This is a genomic window from Paenibacillus sp. Negev47 (assembly GCF_058313655.1).
Genome location: NZ_CM177754.1, coordinates 599233 through 615019 on the forward strand (window position 1 = coordinate 599233; position 15787 = coordinate 615019).

The 15787-nt window shown below is 49.2% G+C and carries 16 protein-coding genes and 1 riboswitch; of the genes, 9 read left to right on the forward strand and 7 right to left on the reverse strand.

Annotated elements, in window-relative coordinates:
* The first annotated feature begins 104 nt into the window (after nt 1–104).
* Both AC4G47_RS02845 and AC4G47_RS02850 read left to right on the forward strand, forming a co-directional pair.
* Nucleotides 105–1073 carry a M15 family metallopeptidase gene (locus tag AC4G47_RS02845; protein WP_491104679.1) on the forward strand — a complete coding sequence of 323 codons (969 nt, stop codon included), beginning with the start codon at nt 105–107 and terminating at the stop codon, nt 1071–1073.
* Between the two features lie 229 nt (nt 1074–1302).
* On the forward strand, nt 1303–1704 hold the full coding sequence (locus tag AC4G47_RS02850) for a RidA family protein (RefSeq protein WP_491104680.1): 402 nt from the start codon (nt 1303–1305) through the stop codon (nt 1702–1704).
* Nucleotides 1705–1925: 221 nt separating this feature from the next.
* Here AC4G47_RS02850 and AC4G47_RS02855 read toward each other — a convergent pair whose 3' ends face one another.
* Nucleotides 1926–2996, reverse strand: coding sequence for a copper amine oxidase N-terminal domain-containing protein (locus AC4G47_RS02855; protein ID WP_491104681.1), 1071 nt, complete (start codon nt 2994–2996; stop codon nt 1926–1928).
* A 251-nt stretch (nt 2997–3247) separates the two neighbouring features.
* Between AC4G47_RS02855 and AC4G47_RS02860 the strand changes: the two genes are divergently transcribed.
* Together AC4G47_RS02860 and AC4G47_RS02865 are read left to right on the forward strand one after the other, a co-directional pair.
* Nucleotides 3248–3724 carry a GNAT family N-acetyltransferase gene (locus AC4G47_RS02860; protein WP_339181627.1) on the forward strand — a complete coding sequence of 159 codons (477 nt, stop codon included), beginning with the start codon at nt 3248–3250 and terminating at the stop codon, nt 3722–3724.
* A 47-nt stretch (nt 3725–3771) separates the two neighbouring features.
* Nucleotides 3772–4842 (forward strand): Gfo/Idh/MocA family protein, encoded by a 1071-nt coding sequence (locus AC4G47_RS02865; RefSeq protein ID WP_458127142.1) that lies wholly within the window; start codon nt 3772–3774, stop codon nt 4840–4842.
* A gap of 88 nt (nt 4843–4930) precedes the next feature.
* Here AC4G47_RS02865 and AC4G47_RS02870 read toward each other — a convergent pair whose 3' ends face one another.
* Entirely contained in the window at nt 4931–5299 is a 369-nt protein-coding gene (locus AC4G47_RS02870) for a hypothetical protein (protein ID WP_458125156.1), read from the reverse strand.
* Nucleotides 5300–5396: 97 nt separating this feature from the next.
* Complete coding sequence (locus AC4G47_RS02875; RefSeq protein WP_491104682.1) at nt 5397–7976, reverse strand: UvrD-helicase domain-containing protein; 2580 nt, start codon at nt 7974–7976, stop codon at nt 5397–5399.
* A gap of 350 nt (nt 7977–8326) precedes the next feature.
* Here AC4G47_RS02875 and AC4G47_RS02880 point away from each other — a divergent pair, with 350 nt between their 5' ends.
* Nucleotides 8327–9148 (forward strand): zinc ribbon domain-containing protein, encoded by an 822-nt coding sequence (locus AC4G47_RS02880; protein WP_491104683.1) that lies wholly within the window; start codon nt 8327–8329, stop codon nt 9146–9148.
* 74 nt (nt 9149–9222) lie between these two features.
* The gene (locus AC4G47_RS02885; RefSeq protein WP_491104684.1) at nt 9223–10032 is read left to right on the forward strand and encodes a TrmB family transcriptional regulator; all 810 of its coding nucleotides are present in this window, start codon (nt 9223–9225) and stop codon (nt 10030–10032) included.
* A 193-nt stretch (nt 10033–10225) separates the two neighbouring features.
* Here the strand turns inward: AC4G47_RS02885 and AC4G47_RS02890 are convergent, their stop codons facing one another.
* The gene (locus tag AC4G47_RS02890) at nt 10226–10921 is read right to left on the reverse strand and encodes an NUDIX hydrolase (protein WP_491104685.1); all 696 of its coding nucleotides are present in this window, start codon (nt 10919–10921) and stop codon (nt 10226–10228) included.
* A gap of 79 nt (nt 10922–11000) precedes the next feature.
* On the opposite strand from AC4G47_RS02890, the gene AC4G47_RS02895 reads away from it, so the two are divergent.
* Nucleotides 11001–11303 (forward strand): hypothetical protein, encoded by a 303-nt coding sequence (locus AC4G47_RS02895; protein ID WP_056695593.1) that lies wholly within the window; start codon nt 11001–11003, stop codon nt 11301–11303.
* Nucleotides 11304–11544: 241 nt separating this feature from the next.
* Here AC4G47_RS02895 and mscL read toward each other — a convergent pair whose 3' ends face one another.
* A complete protein-coding gene (gene mscL / locus AC4G47_RS02900; protein WP_491104687.1) occupies nt 11545–12039 on the reverse strand; it encodes a large conductance mechanosensitive channel protein MscL in 495 nt (164 codons plus the stop codon).
* Between the two features lie 269 nt (nt 12040–12308).
* Nucleotides 12309–12408, forward strand: a riboswitch (purine riboswitch).
* A 299-nt stretch (nt 12409–12707) separates the two neighbouring features.
* On the opposite strand from mscL, the gene AC4G47_RS02905 reads away from it, so the two are divergent.
* Both AC4G47_RS02905 and AC4G47_RS02910 read left to right on the forward strand, forming a co-directional pair.
* On the forward strand, nt 12708–13295 hold the full coding sequence (locus AC4G47_RS02905) for a xanthine phosphoribosyltransferase (protein WP_307540132.1): 588 nt from the start codon (nt 12708–12710) through the stop codon (nt 13293–13295).
* A gap of 1 nt (nt 13296) precedes the next feature.
* A complete protein-coding gene (locus AC4G47_RS02910) occupies nt 13297–14658 on the forward strand; it encodes a nucleobase:cation symporter-2 family protein (RefSeq protein ID WP_289391047.1) in 1362 nt (453 codons plus the stop codon).
* Nucleotides 14659–14922: 264 nt separating this feature from the next.
* Here AC4G47_RS02910 and AC4G47_RS02915 read toward each other — a convergent pair whose 3' ends face one another.
* Together AC4G47_RS02915 and AC4G47_RS02920 are read right to left on the reverse strand one after the other, a co-directional pair.
* On the reverse strand, nt 14923–15261 hold the full coding sequence (locus AC4G47_RS02915; RefSeq protein WP_047840268.1) for a DUF4870 domain-containing protein: 339 nt from the start codon (nt 15259–15261) through the stop codon (nt 14923–14925).
* 194 nt (nt 15262–15455) lie between these two features.
* Nucleotides 15456–15731: a transposase gene (locus tag AC4G47_RS02920; RefSeq protein WP_458125162.1), complete on the reverse strand. Its 276-nt coding sequence runs from the start codon at nt 15729–15731 to the stop codon at nt 15456–15458.
* Between the last annotated feature and the right edge of the window lie 56 nt (nt 15732–15787).

Consider the following 15787-nt stretch of genomic DNA (forward strand, 5'->3'; position numbering starts at 1 on the left):
TCTTTACAGGTGGAGCTTCGCTCCCAATTAAGGTATACTGTCGCAGGGAACACTGCAGGCAGACGACGATATAACATTTATATTATTGCGATAGGAGTTTTTATATGAAATCACGTACAGGAAGACAGCGCCGCATTGTGGTTATGCTGTCCTCATTGATGATATGCGGAGCATTGCTTGCCGCTTGCCAGAATGGCACAGAGGAGAGCCAGGATCCGAATGGAGCAGGTAACACACAACAAGAGTCAGACGGCACAACGGTTCATTTTACGGAGGATAAGGGAACGGACGGCGACAATGCTGGTGGCGATGATACCTCATCTTCGGGCAACAGCGATGAGGGCACAGGCAGTGAGTCAGGTAATGCTTCAGCGGGCGAAGAGCAGGGTTCTTCGGACGATGGGAATGGTGCGACAGCCGAAGATCCATTGCTGGAGAAACGCAGCATCAGCGCACTGCAAACGACAATTGATGCACAATCCGTGGTGACCAATGCCGAGTCTATGACCGTCATTGTCAACAAGCAACGCAGTCTGCCTGAAGGGTACGAGCCGGACGATCTGGTGGAGCCGAATGTACCGTTCTCCTTCGACGAACCACATGAGAAGCGGCATATGCGTAAGGAAGCTGCCGAGGCACTGGAGAAGTTGTTTGCAGGTGCAAAGGAGGATGGCATCGAGCTTCGTGCGGTGTCTGGCTATCGTTCATATCAGCGTCAGGTATCCATCTACAACAACAATGTCAAAACCAAAGGTCAAGAATATACCGATCGTGTGAGCTCTGTACCAGGCAGAAGTGAACATCAGACGGGTCTGGCCATTGATGTATCCAGTCCGAGTGTAGGCAATGTGCTGGAAGAGGTATTTGGCACATCGAAGGAAGGCCAGTGGCTGGCTGAACACGCCGCAGAATATGGATATGTTATCCGTTATCTGCAAGGTGAAGAAGATACAACAGGTTACGTCTATGAGCCATGGCATATCCGGTACATCGGTACGGATTTGGCGTCGGATGTAGCGAAAAGTGGATTAACTCTGGAAGAATACTTCGATGAGGCTAATATCAAGTTGTAATCCGGATGCTTTATCCTTAAAAATAAGATACTAATTTTCCTGAAATCCCCGAAAAAACCGTCCTTGATCTATACAATGGGCAGTCATTCAGGGGATTTTTTTCTGTTCAAAAATGATGTTGGAATTAAGATGAAATTAAACTTCATTCCATTGTTTTAGATGATGATAGACTGATATAATTCATGTTTAATCCGAAGAGACAAATACAACCAAAGCGAGGGACGAGAGAATGAGCAGACAGCAGGTTTTTACGGGCTCCCCATGGGAACCGTTGGTGGGATATTGCCGTGCCATCCGTGTAGGTAACCGAATTGAAGTGGCAGGGACAACGGCGATGCAAGAGGGTGTGGTTGTTGGTGCAGGTGATCCTTATGCACAGACGAGGTTCATTTTGCAGACGATTGAGAACGCACTAAGAGAGTTGGGTGCTGACATGTCACATGTGGTGAGAACCCGGATGTTTGTGACCGATATCTCCAGATGGGAGGAAGTTGGCAAGGCGCACGGTGAATTTTTTGGACGGATCCAGCCTGTAGCCACCATGGTTGAAGTTAGCGCACTCATTGATCCTTTGTTGATGGTTGAGATTGAAGTGGAAGCGATTGTTGAAGATGAAGGTAAGCCGGAATAATCGTATCGCTCTAAATAGTCACAAAAAATAACTCCATAAACAAAAAAACAACCTTATCCATGACTGTCAGAAGACAGGCGGATAAGGTTGTTTTGATAGGCTAGCCGTATAGTTGCAGGCTGGTAATCGTGATGCGTCACACTCAATACGACACATGCGAGAAGATACATGCGGTTTGCAGTATACAACACATGCATAGTCTGCTCTTTTCACAAACCGTATTATTTCGCTTCCAGCTCTGCTACAGGTGCTTCCACAACCACTTTCCATGCCGTTCCGATTGGAGGCAGGCTGCGTGTCAGCAAAGGGCTATAAAAGCCGATAACTTTGGCATCTTTGGTCAGTTCTTCAGCTTTTACCGTTTTACCTTCGTGGTTCACGATCAGTGTGTCTTTGTCGATGTTCAGCACGACATGGTCAGGAGCTGTTTCTGTTAACCGTGTACCTGTGATCTCAATCTGTGAGATAAGGCCTTCTGCAGTTTTTACATTTTCAATTGTACCCGCTGTACCTAGAACCTCTTTAGGTTGTGCCTCAGATGTTGCATCCGCATCCAGTACAGTGACTTTATAGGTCGGCGTTTGTGGTGGCAGACTGCGGGTAGTGATCTGGGAATGCTCAGCTTCCACGTTCATGCCAATGGCCAGATCAGTCAGTGCAATCTCTTTCCCCTTCACTGAGATGAATTTCGTATCATCGCTCAGATTGAGTACAATACCATCCATACCCGCACCACCAATCTGGATGGACTTATAGTCATCTTGGTTCGAGATTCTGGTAATTACACCGCGTTCAGTAACCGTATTCACTTCCTCTTCACTGGAGATGGTCACCTGATTCCCCGTTGTATTCACTTGTCCATGCAGAGCTTTTTCAGCAAAAGATAGCGGTACATACAATTTGCCGCCTGTGATTTCGGGCGCTGTGCCCAGCGTGAGCAGCATTTTATTCACGGAATATTGATCCTTGCCTGTGATTACCTGAGTCCAGAGAGCACCTCGGGTCAGCTCTGCAGTTTTAGTTTCTTTATTCCATTCCAGTTCAATACCCAGTGCTTCGGTAAGATCACGCAGTGGGATCATGGCTACTTTGCCATCCTTGTTCCAATAACCATCGGAGATGGACGCACCATTCACGGATACATTTACTGCATCAGCTGCGTTATTATTAGCTGAAACGGATGTTTGATGGACTGGCTGTGTGTTGTCCAGTGTTGCTGCATAAGCGGCTCCACCGCCCAGTGCCATGGATAGGGCCATCAGGGCACTTACTTTTTTCATGTTGTTATTCATCAAAAATCATCCCTTCTAATCTGTGTACTGTCGCGGTAAAATCTTCCTTAAGGCCGCGTTACATGTTTATAGACGGGACAACTTGATCCATTGTTGCAGTTGGGATGCAATGAATGTAAGCAGCATGTTAGTTTAGTTTTGAAAGTTCGCATGTATTCCAGGTTATCAGCAGCAGGATCAGGTTAATTTCAGGTATGTGGCCTAACCTTTGTCCCATATTTCACATTCAAGTACGAGGAGGAACGGATTAGATGAGTGATATGTTGGTAGCGCTCTATCGTTTGCCGGAACAAGAGAGTGGACTGAGAACGCTGGAGGAATCCTCCATTGTGATTCGAAGAGCCATTGCCCCAGAGAAACAGCTTGTACTGGATTGGGTAAGGTCACATTTTAGTCAGGCTTGGGTGGATGAATGTGATGTCGCTTTTGCACGTCAGCCCGTGTCTTGTTATATTGCGGTTGAGCATGGGAAAATGATTGGTTTTGCCTGTTACGAAGCGACATGCCGCAACTTCTTCGGCCCGACAGGTGTGAGCCAGGATGCACGGGGCAAAGGTGTAGGCACAGCCTTGTTACTGGCCTGTATGCATGCGATGAAGGCGGACGGATACGGATATGCCATTATCGGATCAGCGGGACCTGTGGATTTCTATGCCCGAACGCTGGGTGCCGTGAAGATCGAAAATTCGACGCCGGGTATTTACGAAGGCATGCTGCGGGCAGACTAGACGATAATAATGTTCTGGAAGTTGTGTAAAAGGAAGGGAGGACGATGATGAGCACGAAACAAATGCTACACATTGGAATGATCGGTACAGGATCAATCTCGGATCTTCATATGAGGTGTTACGCCAAAAATGAGGATGCTGTCATCTATGCGATCTGCGATCTGAACGAAGAACGGGCTAAGGCTGCTGCACAGAAGTATGATGCTCAATCCGTGTACACCGATTATCGGGAGATGCTGGAGGACCCGCATGTGGATGCTGTCAGTATCTGTACCTGGAATAATACACACGCCGAGTTTGCCATTGCTGCTCTGGAGGCAGGCAAGCATGTACTGCTGGAGAAACCGGTCGCAACCAATGTGGAAGATGCACTGCGGATTGAAGAAGCGGTGAAGAAGAGTGGACGTACGTTTATCGTTGGATTTGTGCGGCGTTATGATAACAATATGCAGATGATGCGCAGATTCATTGATGCCGGGGAGTTTGGTGAACTGTATTATGCCAAAGCTTCCATTCTGCGGCGTCACGGCAATCCAGGCGGTTGGTTCGCTGACAAAAGCCGTTCCGGCGGAGGCCCCCTAATTGATCTGGGCGTACATATTATCGACCAATGCTGGTATCTGATGGGCAGACCGAAACCTGTTTCGGTCAGTGGTAATACGTATCGGAAGCTGGGCAATCGTGCCCATATCGAACATCTTTCTTTTTACAAGGCGGCCGACTACAGCGCAGCTGTGAATGATGTGGAAGATATGGCGAATGCGCTCATTCGGTTTGAGAACGGGGCTTCGCTGGCAGTGGATGTGAGCTTTACCCTGCATGCACGTGAGGATGAGTCTTCCGTGAAGTTATACGGCGAGCACGGGGGATTTGAACTGGAGCCAGAGACGCTGATCGTCACGGAGAAAAATAATACCATTCTGAATATTGAACCCCAGACGGATAATACGGGTCTCCATATTCATAGTGCATTCCAGAACCAGATTGACCACTTTGTGGATTGTTGTCTGAACGGTACAGAGCCAATCAGTCCAATCGCGGACGGTGTGACTTCCACGCGCATGCTGTGCGGAATCTACGAATCGGCTGAGAAAGGGCAGGAGATTCGTCTGGATTAACTCCATTTCACGTTCCTGTTGTGCTTTATATAACAAAAGCATGCGTCTTCCGCGTGTTCTGCGGCTGCGCATGCTTTTTGGCATCCTGTTATTTGTTCAGTGGTGAATTCTCGTACCCCGGGTCATCGTAATCCGTATTCTCCAGCCTCGGAAGCACGTTCATGCTCTCGATTGCCTGCCGGGTGTCCGGCGTGCCATGGTCATACAGAAAAGTGTACAGCAAGGTCATGCCATCCGAAAATTGTTCCGTTGCCTCATCATGGTCTGCCGACTTGTAGGGTACCGGAGCACGTTGCAAGGTATAGGCATCATCATCCTCAAGCACCTTCATCAGATCTTTCAATCGGCCCAACTGTTCGTCGTCCACCAACACTTCAAAGGATGTAGATTCGTTCTGTGTTTGCTCAATAAGATTATGTGTTACTGATACATACAGATGTTGTTTGCCGTCCTGCATAATCCAACCTCCATTCTGAAATGGAAAATAGACGCTTCTACTGTTAATAAACAGCAAAAAGCGCCCTGAAACGAGCCATAACGGTATCCTGTTTCGTTTATTTCCCAAATCTCCCCGTTACGGGGACCTGACGCGTACCAGCCTCCATCGATCCTGAACACAGGGGACAGGCGGGAGGGCCCGATGATGCCTTCTTGGTTGCTTTTGAAGGCACAGCCGGCTTCTGTCTTAGCCACGCTTTGCACGTGGATGAACTGCATTTCCAGATCGCAACGGTCTCCGTACGCTCAGCATTACCTGAACCTGAAGTATGCGACTGTGAACTGGAGGAGGTCGCAGCTGTCGGACTCACACCTGTGGTGCTGAACGCCTTATGGTTGCGGATTTCACCACTGCCACGCCGTTCACCAAGGCGATCCTCGTCACGTTCGTTGTGGACCTCGAAGTCACGACGGTCACTGTGGTTGATAGCACGGCGCTGTGCCGCATCCCGTCCTTCGGAACGGGCACCCGAGCCCGAGCGGGCATACTGTCCATTGCCTTTGCCATATGAAGTCTGACCGCTCGTCCGGCTCTCCTCACGAGGTTTGCGTTTGTCCGGAACTTCCATGCCGAAGGCTTCAAGCAGGAAGCGGGACACATCCGCTGGTTTTCCGTGATGGCTCGCGGGTGAGGTAACATACAAGTACTGCTTGGCCCTTGTGATGGCAACATAGGCGAGTCTGCGTTCTTCTTCCAGCGCCATGTCCAGCTCTGCGTCTGTCTGCTGCATAGCAAGTGCAGCTTTCTGATCTTCAGGAATATCCTGGCGCAGTGCTGTACTGTGAGGCACAATACCTTCACTGGCTCCAATCCAGTATACACAGGGGAACTCCAATCCTTTGGCCCGGTGAATGGTCATCAGCTGTACCGCGTCACTGTCCTGTGCACGGCGCAGAGATTCCATCTCGCGGTGTCTGCGGGAGAGCTCATCCGCGAATTGAATGAACTCTTCCACCGTTTCGAATTTTTTGACAGCAGCTTCGAATTCATCCAGGGTTTCCAGCATCGTTTCCTTATAATGGGTGAAGATGCTGGGATCACCGCTTTCCATATACTTGTCGTAGAACTGCCTGCGCATCTCCTGAATGGCGATGATGGGCTTCAGTTTGTGCAGTGATTTGATCAGCTTAATGCGTTCCTTGACCTGTTCCTGCTGGAACGGTTTCAGCTTGTCCCATTTCACCAGATGGATGAGCGGATATTTTTTCGCCTGTTGTTGTTCACAGCGCTGAATCCACTCCAGACCCGCATCACGTGATACATAGAGCGGTCCCAATGCACTGGGGAGAGCATCCATGGCGCGTGGATCAAGGGACAGACGCAGATGATCCATCAGGGGTCTGATGAGAGACTGGTCATAGAAGACCGGAGAAGCACCATGCTGTACAAAAGGCACATCTTTCAACACAAGCTGCTCAAATACAGCCCGGCTGCTGCTGGCTGTCCGGTGCAGAATTGCAATGTCACGATAGGTGTGTTGCCCTTCTTCAACCTGCTGACACAGCTGGTTTACGACCCACGCCGCTTCTTCTTCCGCATTGGAAGGTGTAGCGAAACGGGGCGCATCGCCGCGGTTTCCAGCGGCACGCAGCCGTTTGTCACGTCTGCGTTTATTGCGGGCGACCAGTTCGCTTCCGAGTCCCAGAATGCGTGCATCACTGCGATAATTAATATCCAGCGTCACGATGCGTGCACCCGGGTATACTTTATCGAATTCCAAAATCGATTCCTGGCGTGCGCCATTAAAGGTATAGATCGTCTGGTCGTCGTCTCCCACAACCATCAGGTTGCGGTGGGCGGAAGCCAGTTTTTGTACAATCTCATATTGCAGATGATTGGTATCCTGGAACTCATCGACCATAATATACTGGAAACGCTTCTGAAGTGGCCCCAGAACAGCAGGATCACGAAGCAGCGCAGCTGCGCGTAGCAAAATATCATCAAAATCCATTTTGCCCCGATCCTGCTTCCAGGCTTCGTAACCTAGCAGGACACGCTTGGCATCGCGTTCTTCCTGCGATTTTTCAGGCAGGTCGGTTGTTTCCGATCCTTGCATCTTCCATGCCGACAGCATGGCCAGCAGACTTTCAGGTTGGAAGGCTTCACTCATGCCATTTTGGCGAAGAAGCATCTTCAGCACCGTATGCTGGGCTCGCGACTCGCCAAAGATCTCTTCCTGCACACCGTAATGACGCAGCAATGTCAGGGCAAAAGAGTGGAAGGTGCGAGCCTGGACAGCTCTTGCCGCTGCTGGGCGTATTCCTGGCAAAGCCGCGATCCGGTCTTTCATCTCGGTGGCGGCCTTATTGGTGAACGTCACGAGCAGGATACTGCCTGCATGTACGCCACTGACCTCTATGAGGTAGCCAGCTCTTGCAGCCAGCACAGTCGTTTTGCCACAACCGGCTCCGGCAAGTGTCAGAATGGGTCCTCTGCCGTGACGGACTGCCGAGATTTGTGGTGCGTTTAACTTGATGCCTGCCTCTTCCAAAGAGCGAAAGTAAAAGGCATCCTGTTGATCATTGCCCACGAGTTGCCGACTGGTCTCCAGCGGAGCAGACGGGGACTGGGGCAGGGACGCCGCCGGGGTAACCCCGAGCGGGCGGGGGTAGAACGTTGAGTTCGGACTTAACATGTTTCATCCACCTCTGTATGCATTCAGGGATAGGACTATCCCGGTTAAAAGTAAACCATTTGCCCTTTTCACAATCGCATTGTAAATTGGTATGATAGAGTTAGTTGCCTAATCAGGCGGTTAAGTATGGCCAAAGCTTCATTATACCCGAACGTATGGTCTTGACGAAAGCCCCCGATTTCATCCAGTATCGGTATAAAACGGGCACCTGCACGAGATTACGCAACTTTTTGGCATGATATCGTATAAGTTATAGGCCTGAGCATTTTGCATGAAGGATGTAATATGCTAATCTACTAAAAATTTTGAAATGATAATATTGGTTTTGACGGGACAGAGGAGGAATGGTCATGAAACTGCTTCAGCGCATCAAAGACGGAGCGAACAAAGCAACAGAGCGTGCCCAGCATGCCGTTGAGATTGGGAAACTGAACAACCAGATTGTGGGCTTGCAACAGGAACAGGAAGTCCATTTTACAGATATGGGTCGCATCTTCTATGAGGGTTATCGGGCACAGGATATGACGCGTGCAGAAAAAGAGATGGTGGATCTGTCGCAGCTGTGCGACGAATTGCAGGACGAGATTGATGGGCTTCGCAACAAGATTGCACAGCTTAAGAATGAACGGTTGTGCGAGTGTGGACACGTTGCTTCCCTGGATGCTAACTTCTGCCCTAAATGCGGACGCAAGTTGGGTGAATTCAAGACACCAGCACCTACAGTAGGAGCTGCAGGAGTGTCAGGAGCCACCACAGCCGCGAGACAGGAAGCAGCTGTAGCTCAGACTCAGGCCCATAATCCGGAGCCGGACTTCTACGATGCGCCACCTGAAGTGGAGCTGGAGGAAGATGAGCCGTATCACACAGTCATTCCGTCCATAGCCGATCTGGAGACGGAATCGGAATATAACAGTACGGAGTTTACCCAGGAAGAGAAGGAAGCGTTCGATGCGGAGTGGGAACGTCGCAGAGATGAAGAGATGCAACGGGAACGTGAGCGTCAGCAGGAACTGGACGAACGCATCCGCTACTGGAAAGAAAATAATCCGATTGTGAACACGGTGGACGTACAGACCGAAGTGTCACGCGAAATGGTGAATTGTCAGATTTGTGCAGCCGAGCTGCCCAAAGGTTCGAAATGGTGCCCGCGCTGTGGTGCGGAACAGATCTGATCTGATGCAGTAGAAGCCCTGCCGGATCAATGTGAGGCAGTGCGGGTTGGCTGACAGCATGGGGGGACGGGAATATGGACCAACTGCTGCATCATTTGCGTCATCTCGGGTTTACCGAGATGGAATCTAAAATTATGGTGGAACTCGCCCGCCAGGGATCAGCCTCAGGATATGAGGTTGCGAAGCGTCTGGGCGTGTCCCGTTCCAATGTATATGCGACCCTGCAACGGCTCGAACAGCGTGGATTCTTGCGGTGTAGTCCGGGGGAACCGGCGAAGTATAGTGTACTGAAGCCTGAGGAGATGACCCGCATGATCTCCGATCAAATGCGTACCTCTCTGGATTATGTCCAGAGCAGCATGCCCAAGAGTGAACCGGAGAAGCCTGTCTTCTATAACATCGAAGGTGACAAAAACGTGTTTGAGAATCTGAGCCGTGAATTGGCCGGGGCTCAGCATGAGATTGTCGTAGACGTTTGGCGTGAAGAGGCGGAGCTACTGCGTAATGACTTACAGCAGGCTGAGGCTCGCGGTGTGCGGCTGTTATGGTCGTGTGATGGTGGGGAAGGTATGCTGGATCAGCCCGTACCTTGGCCGGGTTTGCCTTTGTATGGCACAGGTAATGGTCGGAAATTCTCCTTGGTGGTGGATCGCCGCTGGTGCATGCTGGGCATGCGCGGGGAATCATGCGCCACACAGGCCGTAGTTACGGAGCATCCGGTGATGACCGGACTGCTGCTGAATCATTTTGCTCAAGAGCTGGTGTTGTATGAATTGGAACAGGATATGGGTGAGGAACTGGAGTCCCGCTATGGACATCGGTACGGCGAACTCTCTGCACGTTACTGGTCTTCTCCTCCTTCAGGAGAGGATGACAAGAGCTAGGGTACATATAACAGGCGCTGCCCCAGAGGCAGACGCCTGTTTGTGCTGGTTTGAGATATGACAGTGATGTTCGTCACAGCATCTGTTTTCAGTCAAGTCGATAGTAAGGGTATGAAGTTATGCTATTTTTGAGAAAATGAAGCTATGAACATATTCGATTGTACTGGATCGGGTTGAACAGGACTCTACGTGATCAATCTTTGGGCACATGATACAAAGCTTCCAGCACATCCGTATAATAAGCTGTACCGTGGGGCACGAACTCCGTCGCCCGAATCTGGCGAACGATACGCTCTGCTTCATAAGCTGCATGATCGCCGCTTGACGGGTCCTTATGACCGATGGAATGTGGCGGTGATGTCAACGGCTGGGTCTGAACTCCGGTAGCTTGGATCACGTCGATCTCATTACGAAACAAGGCGAGCAGATCATCCAGGGGCACTTCATACAGGCTGTCCACCTCGCTGGTCTGCAGAACATAAGCTTCGAGAGACTGGTTGAGACATAGTCCATAGACCGCACTGAATTCCCGATCTACGAATGGAACACCACGGACCTCTCCTTGGAGCTGCTGTGTAGCCGTAAATAGATAGGTAAGTGCCTCGAATGGAGCATTCACACCCAGTTCTTCCTCCAGCTCACGACTGGCGTCTTGCAGTTGTTCACCTGCGGTGAGATGACCTGCTGCTGTAATGTCGTAACATCCGGGGAAGGTATCCTTAATATCACGCCGCCGCTGAAAAAGAACCCGTCGTTGCTCGCCTTCGTCACGCACGATCCAGCAGTGGAATGAACGGTGCCAATATCCTTTGGCATGGACCTCACTGCGTAGTGCTGTACCGATCCAATGTTGCTGATCGTCATAAATGTCGAAACGTTCTGGGGTCATGAAACGTATCTCCTTATATAGCAGTTTTTAAAGTTCAAAATTTCACAAAGTATGTTTTAAACGAAAGGGGAACGATCGTATGGAATGCATTGTACACTTTCAGGTGATTTATCCGCAACCTCAGGAACGTAAAAGCCTTAGAGGACTTATATTTGTAGGGCAAGGTCAAGAACCTGCTAACAGTCAGTTAACCACCATGTTTAAGGATATGGGATTCAATGTACGCTTGGAAGATGAGGCCCAATTGTTGTTCAAGCCAGTGGATGCTTCGGCAAACTTTGAATATATTCGTGTTACAGAGCTTGATACCGGGGAAGAAGTTTACAAAGAAGATAAGGATCTGAAGTCGATTCTGGAGCATTTGCTGCCACGCCGTTTCTAGTTCACGAGCATGGATGCGAATGACATTCATGGGGGAGTACATGTAACACATGTATGTTAGGCATAAAAAAGGCCCCACCTTTACGGTGGAACCTTCAACCTTTAAGATACGCAATAAATTGTTAATTAAGCCCATATGTTTAGCTTTTCATACATAAATCCTAGCAAGTGAGAGGTTGCCCCCGCAACAAAATTTTTATATCGGAAATTCAATGCGGTGCGTCTTTAAACGTTCATCGTGATTACGCCGGAGCGCCGCTGCCTTCTGCTTCGAGTTCTGAAGTACAGTGCGAGCAGCGGGTAGCCGCAACCGGAACTTCGGATAGGCAATACTTGCAAGCCTTGGTCGTTTTTTTCGGCTCGGGCTTTTTGTGTTCTTTGCTTTTGAGATAATTGATGCCCTTCACGAGCATGAAAATACAGAACGCAACGATGAGGAAATCAATCATGACGTTAATGAACTGACCGTAAGCAATCACCGTAGCGCCAGCTTCATTGGCTTGAGCAAGTGTGGTGATGTCCTGTCCGTTTGCTGTTTTGATATCCCCGTCCAGGTTGAAGATTTTCTGGCTGAAGTCGATTCCACCCATCAGTTTTCCAACCGGAGGCATAATGATATCATTCACAAGGGACGTGACGATTTTACCAAAAGCAGCCCCGATAATGACACCGACCGCCAGATCGATGACGTTGCCGCGGACGGCAAACTCTTTGAATTCGTTAAGTACGCCTTTCATGTCTGCATATCTCCTTTGATCATTAATTGATGATGTAGGCCGCGTCTCTATGCATTATCCGTTCAGATCCGCGCTTCCGTCCTCATATTGTACATAAAAAACACATTCCAATCACCCTTTGTTTGCAAATTTAGACAAGTTTCCGCAATTTCCATGAAAATACTTCTTTATTTCACGCCGTCGATTCGGTATACTTCTAACATTGTCAGTTATGTTTAACCATTTATATTCAGGTTCGCGATCATACATTGTAACGAATCATGGAGCCAAAAATTAAATATGCCGTTACTCGTATATGTGCAGGAATAGGCCTGCATGTCTCTACCCGATCACCGGAATGATCGGACTACGGGAAAGATGCTGCAACATTTTGTATGGTTGGAATGAGATCATTCTCAGACAGTTTGATTGAAAAGCAGGGTCGGGTAGCTTCACATCTGATCCTGAATAGACTGTTTGGCGTTTGACGTGTCAGAGTGACATCTTGTTTATTTCTGTCCTTCAAGGCACTTGCAGCATCCATACGGCTTGTCCATATACGTACAAGTCCGTCTTTCCCGTCTCCGGTTTTTCCGCAGCGTGTGAAAAGGCGGATTTTTTGTTTTTTACCGTGTGATTGGATTGGCATGTAGGTTTCTGTGTAGAGGGCATTCAGGGGGAAGAATTGCATGCAATTGTTAAAAGACAAGGTAAGACAGGAAGGCATTGTCCTGTCCGAGCAAGTACTCAAAGTGGATTCATTCCTGAACCACCAGATGGACCCGGTTCTGATGAAGGAAGTGGGCAAGGAATTCATTCGCCGCTTTGAAGGCGAGAATATTACTCGTGTGCTGACGATTGAGTCGTCAGGAATTGCACCAGGCATCATGACCGCGTTGGAACTGAATGTACCGCTGATTTTTGCACGGAAGCAGAAGTCACTCACACTGACGGAAGACATTCTGGTGGAGAAAGTATACTCTTTCACCAAGCAGGAGACGAATGAAATTACCGTAGCCAAGAAATTCATGAAGCCTGGTGATCGCGTGCTGATCATTGATGATTTTCTGGCAAATGGTGAAGCGGCATTTGGTCTGGCCCGCATTGTGGAGCAGGTCGGAGCAGAAGTGGTTGGTATCGGTATCGTTATTGAAAAAGCATTCCAGCCAGGAGGTCGCTTGCTGAAAGAAGCAGGATACCGTGTGGAATCGCTGGTTCGCATCGGGGCCCTGTCGGATGGACAGGTTACATTTGCGGACGAGGAGGGCATGAACTAATATGGCACGCGAACGTATTTTTCAGCGGCATCGGCATCCAATCAAAACGTTCTCCCTCGGACTTCAACACGTGCTTGCGATGTATGCAGGAGCCGTCGTTGTCCCATTGATCGTCAGTAACGCATTGGGCTTTACACAGGAACAACTAACCTATCTTATTGCCATTGACCTGCTCGCATGTGGTGTGGCTACACTGCTTCAGGTATGGGGAAATAAATATTTCGGCGTAGGGCTGCCCGTCATGCTCGGTTGTGCATTCCAGGCCGTGTCTCCGATGATCCTAATCGGGATGAACAGTGGAGTATCTGCCATTTACGGAGCGATTATTGCCTCCGGGCTGTTCGTATTGATCTTCTCCGGAATCTTTGGGAAGCTTATTCGGCTCTTTCCACCCGTGGTCACGGGTTCGGTGGTTACGATTATCGGTCTAACCTTGATTCCGGTTGCTTTCCACGATCTGGGCGGCGGTCAGGGGTCGGAAGATTTCGGCAGTGGAGTGAACTTGTTACTCGGTTTCGGCGTGCTGCTCTTTATCATTCTAATGACTCGATTCACTACAGGTTTTATCCGTTCCATCTCGGTACTGATTGGCCTGCTGGTAGGTACAGTGGCAGCAGGGTTTATGGGTGAAGTGAACTTTGCCCCTATTCGCGATGCAAGTTGGTTCCATGTTGTTCAGCCGTTTTACTTCGGCAGACCGACATTTGAGATTGTACCGATCCTGACGATGATTCTGGTGGCGATTGTCAGCGTGGCCGAGTCCACAGGTGTATTTATGGCTCTGGGCAAAATCCTGGACAAGGACCTGTCTTCCAAGGATCTGGCCCGCGGTTATCGTGCAGAGGGTCTGGCCATTGTGTTAGGTGGTATTTTCAACTCGTTCCCATATACAACGTATTCGCAAAATGTAGGACTGGTACAGATGACACGTGTGAAAACGCGTGATGTCATTGTGGTGGCTGGTGGAATCCTGGTGGTCATTGGATTTGTACCGAAGATTGCGGCGCTCGCACAGCTCGTTCCAGGGGCAGTTCTTGGCGGAGCCATGGTGGCCTTGTTCGGCATGGTGGTATCATCAGGCATTCGGATTATCGGCAGTCAGGTCGATCTGAACCGACATGAGAATCTGTTTGTCATCGCTTGTTCTGTAGGTATGGGACTTGGAGTTACCGTTGTACCTGAGTTGTTCGCAGGTGCACCCGCCTGGGCTCAGATTATGCTCGGCAATGGTATCATCGCAGGCAGCTTCACGGCGATCTTCATGAACCTGCTCTTTAATGGTCTGGGCACCAAGGAAACAGCCGCCAAGATGGCTGAACAACAGGCAGATGCCATCCTTGGAGAAACAGGCAAGTCAGCTTAATTAGCCGAATTAGGTTAGGCTTATCGTTCAGCAGGATTGTTATGTTAACTGTTATAAATAGACAATTCACAAGATGAATATTGAAGCAGGTTAACCATGATGATATACAGCATGAATAGTTAATGACATACATCGTTTATGCTATGAATGTTCAATCACATGAACAAATGAAAGAGAAACTTTTAGATGCGAAACACCGAAAACAGGCTCAGCAGAGTCGTGTTTTCGGTGTTTTTTGTTTTATTTAACTATGATGAGCGGGGATTACAGATGACGTAACTGTTTCTCTGCAAAATCCCCAACCCACGGCAGCTTCAGCCATTTCCCCTGTAGACTGGTGACGACCATAATAAGCCAGACCACCACACCAAGCAGGGATAATAGCGATGCCACGAGGGGCCCGAACAACGGAAGGAAAGCCGACAATACATGCCCGACCATAATGATGCCAAAGACCGTTACAGATTGCAGCGCATGGAATAGCACAAACCGACTCCGTTTCTCCACAGCGAGAAAGACAATTCCTCCTACAAAGGTAAACAGATAACAGAGCATGCCAGCAATATTTTCATCCAGACCGCTAGATGATTTCATGGGGGACATCCGGCCCAGCCTCCTTTGACCTTTTTAACTAGGTTATGAGGGAGGTGGACAGAACTGAACCGGTGAATTTATTTACCTACTAGGATCAAGTGAAAGAACAATCAAAAACATGAAACAGGGACGGATCAGCTGAGTTACAGCATGACCTGCCCCTGTCCGGATGAAGAATTCAGCACTTCAAACGAAAATAATCACTACCCGCCCTGAAACTGTCTGCGTGGGCTGTTGATCTTGCCGTTTTTGTCGGTATCGTCTTCTTTGGGAACCAAACGTTCATCGGTTCGTCCTTCGTGGTGATTATCATATGCATATTCGGTCAGTTTCCATTCCGACTTGCCTAGAACGGGGTCAGCCGGGAAGTGTTGTCCCCGGTGCAGATGTTCCTCACGTCCGGCTTCGTTGATGTAAACACCGTCTACTTCCACCTTTTCATGCGAAAGGGGCAGCATATCCTGTTCTTTGCGGTCCATGAGACGACGCCTCCTTTGGATGCCAGTAATTTAACTGTATGGGTTGTCCGTGATAA